Origin of the sequence: Algoriphagus confluentis (genome assembly GCF_036245625.1) — a bacterium.
In the GTDB taxonomy this organism is placed as follows: domain Bacteria; phylum Bacteroidota; class Bacteroidia; order Cytophagales; family Cyclobacteriaceae; genus Algoriphagus; species Algoriphagus confluentis.
Genome location: NZ_BTPD01000019.1, coordinates 17,311 through 31,843, shown reverse-complemented (window position 1 = coordinate 31,843; position 14,533 = coordinate 17,311). Strand labels below are relative to the sequence as shown.

Genomic DNA, 14,533 nt, shown 5'->3' with positions numbered 1-14,533 from the left:
CAACCCACATGCTATGACCTCTGCCTCCTTTCCCATACCCAACTTGCCTCAACTCAACCTGCCCAAAGTAGTCATCGTAGGAGCCGGATTTGCCGGCTTGAAGCTTGCCCGAAGCCTTAAAGGCGGGCCATTTCAGGTAATTCTTTTGGACAAAAACAACTTTCACCAGTTTCAGCCGCTTTTTTATCAAGTGGCTACAGCCGGGCTTGAACCTTCTGCCATTTCATTCCCCATCCGTAAGATTTTTCAGTCTACTCGTAATGTTACCTTTCGTATGGCAGAAGTAGTGAGCGTGGACCAAAAGAAAAACCGACTGTTCACGGACATCGGCTATTTGGATTATGATTTTCTAGTGCTTGCGATGGGTGCGGATACCAATTATTTCGGAGCTAAAAACATCGAATATTTTGCCTCGCCCATGAAGACAGTATCTGAGGCGCTATACATTCGGAATAAAATCATCTCCAACTACGAGCGGGCGATTTCCATCGAAAAAGTGGAGGAGAGAAAAACACTCATGAATGTCGTCATCGTCGGTGGCGGACCTACCGGAGTAGAGCTTGCCGGAGCCATGGCTGAGCTGAGAAATAATGTATTTCCAAAGGACTATCCCGAGCTAAGCTTCAAAAACATGAAAGTGGTCTTGATCGAGGCAGGTCCCAGCTTGCTGGGAGCGATGAGTCAGGAGTCCCAAAGTCATGCATTACAATATCTTCAGCAATTAGGGGTGGAGGTTTACCTTAGTACCCGAGTTTTGGACTACGACGGAAAAGAAGTTCAGATCGAAGGAAAGGAACCCATCAAAACCGAAACGCTGCTTTGGGCAGCAGGAATCAAACCCAATGCAATTGAGGGGTTCCATCCAGAGCAGTACTCCGGTAATCGGCGAATGCTGGTCAATACATACAATCAGCTGATCGGCTCGGAAAGAATTTTCGTATTGGGGGATCAGTGTCTAATGGCCGAAGAAAGTCAACCTAAAGGTCATCCTCAGGTAGCACAGGTCGCCATACAACAAGCCAAAAACCTCTCAGTAAATCTCAAAAATACAATCACTGGCAAGCCCCTCATTCCTTTCCGGTACAAAGACTTGGGGTCTATGGCCACAGTGGGAAGAAAACTTGCCGTGGTGGATTTGCCTTTTGTAAAGTTTCAGGGAGTATTGGCTTGGTTGACTTGGTTGTTTGTGCATTTGATGGCTATTCTGGGAGTGAAAAATAAGCTGTTTATCTTCTTGGATTGGTCTTGGAACTACCTGAGTTTTGATCCCAGTCTCCGCCTTCTGATCAAACCTAAATATGTCCGGGCATCCGAGAGGAAGGGACTGATCGAAGAAAAATCCATCAATTAGCATTTGTTAACATCCGGGAGGAGAAAGGAATTAAACCTGATGCGAGGAGCAGGGTCTAAATCCTGAAACAAAACCAATAACAACATGAAAAAGTGGATAATCGGTGCAGTCCTTATGGTATTTGCCAGCCTAAGTGTAACTGCACAAGAAGGAAAAAGAACTCCTCCAAGTCCTGAAGAAAGAGCTCAGAAGATGACAGAACGAATGGCCGAAAAACTGGCACTCACAGAAGACCAAAAAGCTGAAATCTTTTCCATCAATTTGGAAAACGCCAAAAAAAGAGAACTGGAGGTGGAAGTTAGAAAAGCCGAATCAGCCGAAAAAAGGGCGGAATTGAAAGCTCAGGATGAGCGGATCAAACAAATATTGAACGAAGAGCAACGCAAAGCCTGGGAAGAATTAAAGGAAGAAAACCGAGGCAGAAGGAGACCTGAGGGCCAGATTCACGACCGAAGTGAGATACGAAGAGGTCCTCGTGGAGACAACTGAAAAATGAAGAAAGCCGCCTTTCGGGCGGCTTTCTGTATCGCAGGGAGTCAACTAAACAGGATACTCAAAATACAATCCCATACTGAAGCAATTCAGCGAGGATTTTAACCTGCGATGTGCTCGTCAACCCGAAAATAGGACTCGTCTTTTCTCGGGAGACTGGAACTTCCCATCAGGAATTCATCTACCTTCACAGCCGCTTCCCTTCCTTCAGAAATTGCCCAAACTACTAAGGACTGCCCTCTTCTCATGTCCCCTGCCAGAAACACTTTCGAATTGGTACTTTGAAAATTTTTGGATTTTGGAAGGGTTTGATTTTCGATTTTTTCTACCCCAAAAGCTTCTAAAAGGCCATTTTGAGCAGGCCCCAGATAGCCGATAGCAATGAAGGCTAAATCACAGGGTATAATTCGCTCCGACCCCTGAATCTCAACGAAGGTCATTCTGCCTCCTTTTTCAATCCATTCGATGTCGGCCACTTTGAGACCGGTGACTTCTCCTTTTTCGTTTCCGATAAATTCCTTGGTCAATACAGAAAAAATGCGCTCGGCTCCTTCTTCATGAGAACTCGAAGTCTTCAAGGTCATGGGCCACTCCGGCCAAGGATTCACCTGAGTTCGCTCTTTGGGAGGCTTAGGCAACAACTCCAATTGGGTGACCGAAGCAGCTCCATGGCGATTGGAGGTGCCAATACAATCGCTTCCGGTATCTCCTCCACCAATTACCAGGACATGCTTTCCTTTGGCCTGAATCGGGTTTTCGGGGATTTCCCCACCAATGACCTGATTTTGTTTACCCAGGAATTCCATGGCAAAATGAACACCCTTCAAATGATCTCCTTGGATGTTCAGTCCTCTAGGCTGAGCTGCTCCGGTGGCCAAAACCACCGCATCAAAGTTTTTGAGAATGTTTTCAGCTTTGACATTAAATCCGATTTCGGTTTGGGTGGAAAAGATGACTCCTTCTTTTTCCATGATTTCAATTCTTCGGTCAATGACCCATTTCTCCAATTTGAAATCGGGAATACCATAGCGAAGCAGACCTCCTACTTTGGCGTCTTTTTCAAAAAGAGTCACCTCATGGCCTGCCTGATTCAGCTGGTCGGCAGCCGCCAATCCGGCTGGTCCGGAGCCAATGACTGCCACTTTTTTGCTCGTTCGTGCTGCTGGCGGATTCGCTTGGATCAAGCCTAGCTCGTAGGCCTTTTCGGCAATGTTTTTCTCTATCAGTTCAATCGCTACCGGATCCTTATTGATCCCTAGCACGCAGCTGGCCTCACAGGGTGCCGGACAGATTCTTCCCGTAAATTCAGGGAAGTTATTTGTACTTTTTAATATGCGGATGGCCTGTTCCCACTCCTGTTGATATACCGCGTCGTTGAATTCCGGAATCACATTACCCAATGGGCAACCATGATGGCAAAACGGGACTCCACAGTCCATGCATCGGGCCGCTTGATGATTTAATTTTTCCCCTGAAAAGGGCTCATAGATTTCCTTGTAGTCACCTATCCTTTCTTGGGGATCACGTGTGACAGGGGTTTCTCTCTTAAATTGAATAAATCCTTCTTTCGCTCCCATCTTAAACCAATGATTTTGCTTGTTCTTCTGCTCTTTTCTGTAGTACCGCCTTGTAATCTCTCGGGATGACCTTGATAAAGAGGTCTTGGACGGTCTCCCAATGGTCAAGGAATTTCTGACCCAGTTTACTGTTAGTCAGCTTGACATGCCTTTTGAGATAAATTTTCATAGTGGAAAGGTCTTCCTCATCCATCAAGTCCAGATCCACCATTTCGGTGTTGATCTCAGTGATGTATTCTTTGAGAATGTAGGCAATTCCACCGCTCATACCTGCCGCGAAATTGCGGCCGATTTCTCCCAAATTGATCACCAATCCTCCGGTCATGTATTCACATCCGTGATCCCCGATTCCTTCGATCACAGCTTTTACTCCAGAATTTCTGACGCAGAAGCGTTCTCCTCCTTTTCCATTGATATAGCTTTCTCCTGAGGTGGCACCATAGAAGGCCACATTGCCGATGATGATGTTTTCTTCCGCAGCAAAACGTGCATTTCTGCTTGGATATACGATAAGTTTTCCTCCGGAAAGCCCTTTTCCGAAATAGTCATTGGCTTCCCCTTCCAGTTCAAAGTTGACTCCTTTGGCCAGGAATCCTCCGAAAGTTTGGCCCGCTGAGCCGGAAAACTTGAAATGAACGGTGTCCTCGGGTAGGCCTACTCCTCCATAGATTTTTGAGATTTCGTTTGAAAGCATCGCTCCCACAGATCGGTCTGTGTTTTTGATCTGAAAGTTGGCTTCTACTTGGATGGCTTGTTCCAAAGCCGGGGTGGCTACCTGAATCAGTTGACGGTCAAGGACTTGGTTAAGCTCAAAGTCCTGATCGATTTGCTTGTGAATTCCCACGTGGTCGGGCACTTCTACTCGGTGGAAAATCGGTGAAAGGTCCACCTTGTCCCATTTCCAGTGATTGAGGTGTCCTGTGGATTGTAGGACATGACTTTGCCCCACCATTTCATCGATGGTGCGGAAGCCAAGTGATGCCATGATTTCACGCAGGTCCTGTGCCAGGAACCTGAAATAATTGACCACATGATCCGGATCACCGGTAAAAAGTCTTCTCAGTTCTGGATTTTGAGTGGCAATTCCTACAGGGCAAGTGTTCAGGTGGCACTTTCTCATCATGATGCATCCCTCTACTACCAAGGCCCCGGTTGCTACTCCCCACTCTTCCGCTCCTAACAGAGTGGCAATAGCAATGTCCCTTCCGGTTCGGATTTGCCCGTCGGTCTGTAGGACTACGCGGCTTCTGAGGTTGTTTTTGACCAAAGTCTGATGCGCTTCCGAAAGACCCAATTCCCAAGGAAGACCTGCATGACGGATCGAACTGAGAGGAGAAGCGCCTGTGCCACCATCAGCACCTGAGATCAAAATGACATCCGCCATGGCTTTGGCCACTCCTGCGGCTACAGTGCCTACACCGGCTTGGGATACCAGTTTTACATTGATGCGAGCCTGACGGTTGGCATTTTTCAAGTCAAATATCAGCTGAGCTAGATCCTCAATCGAATAAATGTCATGGTGTGGAGGAGGAGAAATTAGCCCAACGCCCGGCGTAGAATGCCGGACTCTTCCAATCCATTCGTCCACTTTGTGGCCCGGTAGCTGTCCGCCTTCTCCTGGCTTGGCACCTTGGGCCATTTTGATTTGGATTTCATCGGCGTTGGTGAGGTAGTGGGAGGTCACTCCAAATCGACCAGAAGCTACTTGCTTAATGGCTGATCGCTCCCAATCCCCGTTTTCTTTTTTCTGATAGCGGATTTCGTCTTCACCCCCCTCGCCGGAATTGCTTTTGGCACCGATCCGGTTCATGGCGATGGCTAAGGTAGTATGCGCCTCATGTGAAATAGAACCGAAAGACATAGCTCCAGTTGCAAATCGCCGGAGGATGTTCTCTTCAGGCTCTACTTCGTCCAAGGGGATGCTGATTCTTTTCTTGAATTCAAAAAGTCCCCGGAGAGTCAGTGCGTCTGTAGTTTGCTCATTGATTTTGGATGCAAACTTTTTATAAAGTTCGTAGTCGCCCAATCGGGTGGATTTCTGAAGGAGATGGATGGTTTCGGGATTGAACATGTGCTTCTCTCCACGTCTTTTCCACTGATAGACTCCACCTGTCTCCAAAACAGGGCTATGGGTTTCGTAAGCTGCCCGATGTCTGGCTAGCACTTCCTCCGCCAATTCATCAAAGGATACCCCACTGATTCTGGATACCGTACCGGTGAAGCAGCGGTCAATGACCTCGGGTCCCAATCCAATGGCCTCAAAAATCTGAGAGCCCTGATAAGACTGAAGGGTGGATATTCCCATTTTGGAAAGAACTTTGAGCAAACCCTTTCCGATTGCCGCCTGATAGTTGGCAAAAAGTGTTTTTTGATCTTTCACCTTAGGCAGCTGTCCGCTTTCCATGAGTTGGAGAAGGGATTCCAAGGCTAGGTAGGGGTTGATTGCGGATACACCATAGCCTATGGCAGTGGCGAAATGATGGACTTCCCGGATATCTCCTGATTCCAATACCAATCCCGCACGGGTTCGGATTTTCTTTCTGACCAAATGCTGATGAACAGCTCCAATAGCTAAAAGGGAAGGGATTGGGGCCCAATCTTCCGAGCTTTTTCTATCGGAAATGATCAGCACATTTTTTCCTTCATGAATGGCATCTTCCGCTTCTTGGCAAAGCTTGTCTATGGCTTCCAACAGGCGTCCCGGCTGATGATCAGCTCTGAAATGACCAAAGAGACGCTGAGATCGATAGCCTAGGTGCTCCATGAGGGTGATTTTCTCCAAATCCTCATTAAGCAGTACCGGCTGGGAAATATGTATCTGCTTGGTGTGCTCTGGGGATTCTTCGAGGATATTGTGGCCCTCACCGATTCTGGTGAATAAAGACATTACCAATCGCTCCCGGATAGGATCGATGGGAGGATTGCTGACTTGAGCAAAGAGCTGCTTGAAATAATTGGAAATATGCTGGCTCTGCTTGGAGAGTACCGCAAGCGGAGTATCTGCTCCCATAGATCCAACCGGTTCGTAGCCAGTGTCCCCCATGGGGCTTAGGATCACTTTAAGCTCCTCAGAAGTATAGCCGAATACGGTCTGACACTTTTTAAGCTTGTCATTTTGGTAAGGAAAAGCCATTTCTTCCGGGTCCGGCACAAAGCGTAGCTTGGTCCGCTTCTCATTGACCCATTTCTCATAGGGCTGCTGTCGGCAGATTTCCCCTTTCACTTCTTCATCAAATAAAACTCTGCCTTTTTCCAAGTCAGCCCAAATCATTTTCCCTGGACTTATTCGGCCCTTTTCGGTGATAGTGGCTTCCCGGATAGGAAGTGCACCGGCTTCCGAAGAAAGAACAAGTCGCTGATCCCGCGTGATGAAATAGCGAAGGGGCCTGAGACCATTTCGGTCCAAGGTAGCTCCCACGGATTTTCCATCGGTAAAGAGTAAGGCTGCAGGCCCGTCCCAAGGCTCCACTAAGGAGGCATGAAACTTATAGAAGGCTTTTCGGTCCCGATCCATCACTTCATTATCCTGCCAGGCTTCAGGCACGAGCATCATCATGGAGTGGGGAAGAGACCGTCCGCTTAGAGTGAGAAGCTCCACCATGGCATCCAAATTGGCGGAGTCAGAATTGTGCTTGTCCGTGATCGGCAAGAGCATGGCCAATTCCTCCTCAGTGAAAAGCTTGGATTTCATCAAGGCCTCTTTTGACTTCATTTTGTTCAGGTTGCCCCGAATAGTGTTGATTTCCCCGTTGTGGGACAAGAAGCGGAAAGGCTGCGCCAGCCTCCAATTGGGGAAGGTGTTGGTAGAAAACCGGGAGTGAACGATAGCAAAAGCAGATTCGATCCTTGGATTTTGCAAGTCCTTATAAAAGGGCAATACCTGATCTGTTCTGAGCTGACCTTTATATATCAAGGTGCGGCTGCTCAAGCTTGCAAAATAAAAGGAGCGGTTGACTCCCGCTATCTTGGAGTTGATCTCGGAAGTAGCATAGTTTCTCAGGATGTAAAGCTTTCTTTCCAGCTCTACATCTCTGAGGCCTTCTTTATGCCTTACAAATAGCTGCTCAATATTGGGCATCACATCCAAGGCCCCTGAGCCTGGGATGGTTTCGTCTACCGGCACCGTACGGTAGCCAATAAGCTCAAATCCCAATTGGTCGATGAGTTGATTCAAAAGCTCTTTAGATTTGAGAAAGAGCTGTTTGTTTTTAGGGAAAAAAGTCATTCCCACGCCATATGAACCGGGCTCGGGAAGAGAAATTTCCGTTCGGGCGGTCACATCTTTCAAAAATTCATGTGGGACTTGAATTGAAATTCCAGCTCCATCTCCTGTTTTGGGATCCGCGCCTCTTCCTCCCCGGTGCTCCATATTGCTCAGCATATACAAAGCATCGCTGATTGTCTCGTGGGTTGGGGTATTGCTCAAATCTACCACTGCACCAATGCCGCATGAGTCATGCTCAAATTCCGGCCGATACATTCCTTGCTGCATTATTTTTTAGGTTTTTATAGGTTCAAAATTTCCAAAAAATACAAAAAAAATTCCCTTTGTTAAAATTTAAGCAATGATACGGCCTTGTAAATGAAGGATTATCTGCTAAAATTAGAAATGGTTGATTATTTAATAATCACAAAATGACCTTGTTTTTTACCTGATATTTTAAAAAACAATGTAAATTTTTCAATAGGCGGGTCTAAAAATGTATTCTTTGTTCATGAAAAATTGAATTTTAAAAAAAATTGGTTTTTTCAAAAAAAAATTATTCAAGCAGAAATTTTTTTCTCCTCCCAATTACTCATTAGGGGAAACAAATCATCAATTGTGGTTATAATTTAAAAATTATATTTGGAAGATCGGTATTAAATAAAAATTAAGAATTTTTCAGCCAAAGTTTATTGTTTGGCGAGATTGCAGGGGCATCTATAGAAGAAATGACGATTAGAGGACATGAAGGGTACTATCTCAAAAAAATACTAACAGCAGTATTTCAGATCAGACGATCCGAAAAAGGTTTCTCTGGCAAATAAAATTCCGTTTGTAGCCTTCCTAATCCTAGTCAATCCCTAAAAGCTCAATCCATGAATTTATCATCCTCTTTAGTCCCTTGATTTTTCAGATGGACCTTTACTTTTTTGATTTTTCTCGCATCCACTGCGAGCACGGTAAATTCAAAATCTAGGTAATTGATTTTTGTGCCGTTTTTCGGAAGCTTGGAATTGATCTCGAGGAGTAGGCCACCCAAGGATTCGCTTTCTCCTTTGACCTCGTCGAAAATCTGCGAATCCACCTCCAGTTTTTTACAGAAATCGTTAAGGGAGACTTTTCCTTCAAAAACAAAGGTATCCTGATCAATTTCCTGGAAAAAGAAATCCTCTGCATCGTCAAATTCGTCGTTGATTTCACCGATGATTTCTTCAATCAGGTCTTCTAAGGTCACCAAGCCGGAAGTGCCTCCATACTCGTCTACGACTATGGCCATATGTACCCGCATTTTCTGAAAATCCTTGAGCAGAGCATCTACTTTTTTGTTTTCAGGGATAAAAAAGCATTTTCGGGTAAGGGACTTCCAGTCAAAGTTTTCGTCTTTTTCGATATGAGGAAGAAGGTCTTTGATGTACAGGACTCCAAGGATATTGTCAATGGTCTCTTCATAAACAGGAATTCGGGAATAGCCGCTTTTATTGATCCGGTCCATGAGTTCGTGAAAGTCCATTTCCACATCCACCGCCGTGATTTCCAACCGGCTTTTCATCACCTGCTTGACAGAGAGGGTTCCAAAGTTCACAATCCCTCGGAGAATCTCTTTTTCTTCCTCAGGAGTGTCTTCTGTGGTGATTTCCAAAGCCTGATTCAGTTCATCTACCGAGAGAGAATAGCCTTTATGCTGGATTCTTTTTTCGATCAAGTTGCCGAAACCAAGCAGGAGATAAGAAAAGGGCTTGAGTATGGATGTGAAAAAAGAAAGGACAGAAGCCATGGATAGGGAAAACTGAAGCTTGGCTTGATTGGCGTAGACTTTTGGGACGATCTCTCCAAAAAATACAATGGCAAAAGTGACGCCTATGGTCTGAACCAAGAGGATAACGATCCCTGAGGCGTTATTTCCAAATATGGACCAAGTAAGGAAAGTCGTCAGGGTGACTATCCCAATATTGATCAGGTTATTGAGTATAAGAATAGTGCTGAGCAGCGTTTTGGGTTGGGCGAGCAGCGCACTGATTTTTCTTCCCTTGGTAGGATTGCTTTCTCGCAGGCCTTCTATTTCATCATTGGTCAAGGAGAAGAAGGCGACTTCAGACCCGGAAACCAAGGCAGAACAGATCAACAAAAAAATAAGAACTAACCCGTTGATCAGGAAATAGTTGGGAGAAAGCTCGGCAATCTGTGCGATGACAAGATAACTCGGGTAGGGGTCGTCCATCGGGGATACGAAATGTTTTTGCAAAAATAAGTAATTCCTCCGAATGTAAACTTCGGAGGAATTGGTTGGTTTTTAGAATGGAAGATCATCGTCTTCTATTTCTTTCATCTCGGGAGCAGGTTGGGAAGTTTTGGTCGGGGTAGCAGAAGGATTGGACATTTCATTGGATTGAGGCATTCCTCCACTGCCTTCAGGTCTTCCTCCCAGCATGGTAAAGCTGAGGACACGAATCCGGATTTTTTTTCGGTTTTGCCCTTGTTCGTCCTGCCACTTGTCTGACTTGATTTTTCCCTCTACGTAGATTTGTGAGCCCTTCTTCAGGTACTGCTCGGCTATTTTTGCTTGCTGATCCCAAAGCTCCAGATCATGCCATTCCGTTTGTTCGACCCGATTTCCGCTACGGTCTTTGTATGCTTCAGTGGTAGCCAAACTGATGTTTGCCACAACTTTGTCCCCTTCGAGGTATTTGACTTCGGGATCTGCCCCGAGATTTCCGATCAAAATTACTTTATTGACTCCAGCCATTTCTTTTCTGTTTTATTGGTTAAAAATAAACTTGAAGTTACTTAAATCCCCTGATCGTTCAAAAAATTGACGATCAATTTGGGTTTGGCTAATTCGTCTATTTCCTTTTCTGCTACGAGAAAATACCCTTCTTGCTGACACCATTGATACAGGGCCTCTCGATTCTCTTTCGGGATTTCCACCTCAGAAAACTCGGCCTGCAGGCGCTGATGGGACAGGAGGTGTTTGTAACTTTTCGGTATGGGTTTGGCATGGGCTACTTCTGCTGGGAGATTGGTGGTTTTATCCTGAAGCGGGAAATCATGCAATCCCTCCCAAATATCTCCCGAGCTTCTTTTGTTCCACACCCATTCGGACCCACACTTAATGACCAGATAATTGAGCTTGCGGTCTTTGACTTTGACTTTGTTGACTTTCACAGGAAGCTGATTGATCAGTGCATGGGTATGCGCAAAGCAGGTTTTCATTAAGGGGCATACTTCGCAGGAAGGATTTTTTGGGGTGCATTGCCGGGAGCCAAAGTCCATCATGGCTTGATTAAACTCCGCAGGATTTTCTTTGGGGATCAATTGGTTGGCCAGCGCTTCAAATTCCCTTTTGGTCCGGGAGGAATTAATGTCCGAATCCAAACCAAAATATCTGGCCATGACTCGGAATACATTGCCATCCACTACTGCCTTGGCCTCCCCAAAGGCAAAACTGGCTATAGCAGCGGCTGTATAGCTCCCTACACCTTTTAATAATAGAAGTTGCTCATACGTATCGGGAAATACTCCTCCATTCTCCAACCATATCCATTTGGCGCAGGCGTGAAGATTTCTGGCCCGGGAATAATAGCCAAGCCCCTGCCATAGTCTCAGGACCTCGGACTCGGGAGCCAGGGCAAGCTCTTTTACCGTGGGATAGGCTTGGGCAAATGCATAATAATAGGGTAACCCCTGAGCAACTCGGGTCTGCTGTAAAATGATTTCTGAGAGCCAGATCAGGTAAGGGTCGGTGGTTCCTCGCCAGGGAAGTTCTCTTGGATTTTGTCTGTACCAAAGGATGATTTGGTTGGGAAAGGCCTGAAATTCAGCAGATTTGGTATTCATTCGGTTCAAATATTTCTGATACAAACCAAGGTAATTTTTTTCAATTTGTTTTTTAATTGCGTTGGTTCTCGTACATTTGCAGTCCCAAAAACACTTGGTTAATAGGTTGTTAAGCTTATTTCATAATTTCTAAATTAAAATCACTGTGACAAAAGCAGAAGTAATCACCAAGATTTCCGACAAAACCGGGATCCAAAAGGATGATGTGACACAAGCCATCGAGGCGTTCTTCAAAGTAGTAAAAGATTCCATGGCCGAGGGAGAAAATATCTACGTAAGAGGCTTTGGAAGTTTCATCAACAAGAAAAGAGCGAAGAAAATCGCCAGAAACATTTCTAAAAACACGGCAATCGTGATCGATGAGCATTACATTCCGGCATTCAAGCCTTCAAAAGTGTTCATTGAGAAAATCAAAACCAGCAAAAAAATCAAGGAATTGGCTCCTCAGGACTAAGTCTGAGGCGACTTTGACATGAAAAAATCACAGCTCATTCTCATCGTAGCAGGAATTCTGGCAGTAGTGGGCCTTTATGCACTCCCAAAGGTAGTGGTGGATAACGAAGCTACCGGCGCCAAAATGGAAAGTGCCACAGAGGAGGAATCGGAAGATCCCCAAGCCCCAGGAATCACAGCGCTGCATGGGAATGAGCTTTCTGCCGAAAACAGAAAGCAAGCAGACCAACTCAAGCAGATGTATGCGAATGCAGCTGAAAAAGAAGAAAAGGTGGCTGCGGCCCAAGTTTTGGCGGAATTGTATAAAGGAGAAGGATTGTTTGACAGTGCAGCTTACTATTGGAGTGAAGCAGCCGATTTATTGCCTTCCAACCTCTTTTTGGCTGAAGAGGCAGGAAAAGCAAGTTATGAGGCATTCAGTTTTGCGCTGGATAAGGCCAAAGTAGAGAAGCTGGCCGAAAGTACCAGGGCTTACCTGAATAAGGTATTGGCTAAGAATCCCTCCCGTCTGGATCTGAAGACAAAAATCGCGATGACCTATATCTCCTCCTCCAATCCCATGCAGGGAATTAGTATGCTGAGGGAAATATTGGAACAGGACCCTCAAAATGAGGATGGGTTATTCAATATAGGTATTCTCTCCATGCAGTCCGGACAGTACAATAAAGCAGTGGAGCGATTTGAAGAGCTGATCAAATATCACCCTGACAATTTGCAGGGGCAATTTTATTTGGGAGTAAGCTACTTTGAATCCAAAGAAAAAAATAAAGCGAAAGCACAGTTTGAGGCGGTGAAGAAAATGACAGAGGATCCCATGATCCTTAGCAGTATTCAGAGCTACCTCGACAGGCTATAAAATCAGTATTTCACATCTAAACCTTTAAGACTATGCCTTGCGGTAAAAAAAGAAAAAGACATAAAATTGCTACTCACAAGCGTAAGAAAAGACTGAGAAAAAACAGACACAAGAAGAAGTAATTGACTTCACTTGCCTGTTTGAGTAATCATCAACGTTCATTTACATAGTATAAATTAGAGATTTTGAGTACGGAATTGTTAATCGATTCTGCTCAAAACGGAAGTCGAATTGCCCTACTGAACGATAAACAACTGGTCGAACTCCATTCCGAAGGAATGGAGAATCAGTTTAAAGTAGGTGACATTTACTTGGGTACTGTCCGAAAAATCGTCAATGGGCTAAATGCAGCCTTCATCGACGTAGGATACGAAAAAGATGCTTTTCTGCATTATCAAGACCTGGGCCCGAATGTCAACAGCCTGTTGAAGTTTACCAAAATGGTGAGAAACAATAACTACAACAGCTACCTACTCAAAGGCTTTGACAATGAACCTGAAATAGAAAAAGTCGGAAAAATCGATAAGATTCTTTCCAAGACCAATCAAGTGCTGGTTCAGGTAGTCAAAGAACCGATATCAACCAAAGGCCCTCGACTATCCTGTGAGCTCTCTCTGCCCGGTCGTTATCTAGTGCTGGTCCCTTTCTCCGATACAGTGAATGTATCCAAGAAAATCAGAAGCAGCGAAGAGCGAAAAAGGCTTCTCAGACTCATCAACTCAATCAAGCCTGCCAATTTCGGAGTAATCATCCGAACCGTGGCCGAAGGACAGTCCGTGACGGAACTCGACAAAGACCTTCGAAACCTTCTCACCAGTTGGGAAGAAGGCATGAAAAAGCTGCTGAAAGCCAAAAGCCGGGACAAAATCATCGGAGAGATGAGCATGGCCTCCTCACTTATCAGAGACCTGCTCAATGAATCATTCGACGCAATCACCGTAGAAGAAGAATCTACCTACGATCAGATTAAATCCTACATCAGGACCATAGCGCCTGAAAAAGAAAAAATTGTCAAGCTTTACAACGGTAAAGCCAAGCTATTTGAAAGTTTTGGAATAGAGAAGCAAATCAAAAGCCTCTTTGGACAGACAGTCAGCTTACCTCAGGGAGGGTATGTAATCATAGAGCATACCGAAGCCCTTCACGTCATAGACGTGAACAGCGGAAACAAGTCCAATCAGGAAAGCGATCAGGAATCCACTGCCTTAAAGACCAATTTGGTAGCTGCGAAAGAGATTGCCAGACAACTTCGCCTCCGGGATATGGGGGGAATCATTGTAGTGGACTTCATTGATATGAAAAGGGCTGAGAATAAAAAAGCCATCTATGAAGCCATGCAGCAGGAAATGAAGTCTGACCGGTCCAAGCATACCGTGTTGCCATTGAGCAAATTCGGATTGATGCAAATCACCCGGCAGCGGGTACGTCCTGAAGTAAACATTGTGACCAAAGAAGTCTGTCCAGCCTGTAATGGTACTGGAAAAATACAAGCTTCAATTTTGGTGGCAGATAAGCTCGAAAATGATCTCGAGCACATGGCTACCATCCAAAACGTGGAAAAAATACACATTGGGCTGCATCCTTATCTGCACGCATACTTCACCAATGGCCTGATTAGCCGAAGGGTGAAGTGGTTTTTCAAGTATTACAAATGGATAAAACTGATCAAAGATTCTTCCCTACCTGTGACGGAATACAGATTCCTTGATGAATCTGGAGAAGAAATCGAACTAAAAACAAAAAGCGAGGCGGAATAAGCCCCGCTT

The 14,533-nt window shown here is 45.2% G+C and carries 10 protein-coding genes; 5 read left to right on the top strand and 5 right to left on the bottom strand.

Annotated elements, in window-relative coordinates; all coding sequences use genetic code 11:
- Positions 1-13: 13 nt before the first annotated feature.
- Together AAA943_RS20375 and AAA943_RS20370 are read left to right on the top strand one after the other, a co-directional pair.
- A complete protein-coding gene (locus AAA943_RS20375; protein WP_338226221.1) occupies positions 14-1,351 on the top strand; it encodes an NAD(P)/FAD-dependent oxidoreductase in 1,338 nt (445 codons plus the stop codon).
- 84 nt (positions 1,352-1,435) lie between these two features.
- Positions 1,436-1,840 carry a DUF4890 domain-containing protein gene (locus AAA943_RS20370; RefSeq protein ID WP_338226220.1) on the top strand — a complete coding sequence of 135 codons (405 nt, stop codon included), beginning with the start codon at positions 1,436-1,438 and terminating at the stop codon, positions 1,838-1,840.
- Positions 1,841-1,944: 104 nt separating this feature from the next.
- On the opposite strand, the gene AAA943_RS20365 is transcribed toward AAA943_RS20370, so the two are convergent.
- The 5 genes from AAA943_RS20365 to mutY form a co-directional block, all read right to left on the bottom strand.
- Complete coding sequence (locus tag AAA943_RS20365) at positions 1,945-3,420, bottom strand: glutamate synthase subunit beta (RefSeq protein ID WP_338226219.1); 1,476 nt, start codon at positions 3,418-3,420, stop codon at positions 1,945-1,947.
- A 1-nt stretch (position 3,421) separates the two neighbouring features.
- Positions 3,422-7,912, bottom strand: coding sequence for a glutamate synthase large subunit (gltB, locus tag AAA943_RS20360; protein WP_338226218.1), 4,491 nt, complete (start codon positions 7,910-7,912; stop codon positions 3,422-3,424).
- Between the two features lie 580 nt (positions 7,913-8,492).
- Positions 8,493-9,842, bottom strand: a complete 1,350-nt coding sequence (gldE, locus tag AAA943_RS20355; RefSeq protein WP_338226217.1) for a gliding motility-associated protein GldE — start codon at positions 9,840-9,842, stop codon at positions 8,493-8,495.
- Positions 9,843-9,914: 72 nt separating this feature from the next.
- Positions 9,915-10,367: a single-stranded DNA-binding protein gene (locus AAA943_RS20350; RefSeq protein WP_338226216.1), complete on the bottom strand. Its 453-nt coding sequence runs from the start codon at positions 10,365-10,367 to the stop codon at positions 9,915-9,917.
- A 41-nt stretch (positions 10,368-10,408) separates the two neighbouring features.
- Positions 10,409-11,458 (bottom strand): A/G-specific adenine glycosylase, encoded by a 1,050-nt coding sequence (gene mutY, locus AAA943_RS20345; RefSeq protein WP_338226215.1) that lies wholly within the window; start codon positions 11,456-11,458, stop codon positions 10,409-10,411.
- Positions 11,459-11,603: 145 nt separating this feature from the next.
- On the opposite strand from mutY, the gene AAA943_RS20340 reads away from it, so the two are divergent.
- From AAA943_RS20340 to AAA943_RS20330, 3 genes are all read left to right on the top strand, one after another.
- Entirely contained in the window at positions 11,604-11,912 is a 309-nt protein-coding gene (locus AAA943_RS20340) for an HU family DNA-binding protein (RefSeq protein WP_338226214.1), read from the top strand.
- A gap of 18 nt (positions 11,913-11,930) precedes the next feature.
- A complete protein-coding gene (locus tag AAA943_RS20335) occupies positions 11,931-12,767 on the top strand; it encodes a tetratricopeptide repeat protein (RefSeq protein ID WP_338226213.1) in 837 nt (278 codons plus the stop codon).
- A gap of 185 nt (positions 12,768-12,952) precedes the next feature.
- A complete protein-coding gene (locus AAA943_RS20330; protein WP_338226212.1) occupies positions 12,953-14,524 on the top strand; it encodes an Rne/Rng family ribonuclease in 1,572 nt (523 codons plus the stop codon).
- The last annotated feature ends 9 nt before the right edge of the window (positions 14,525-14,533 follow it).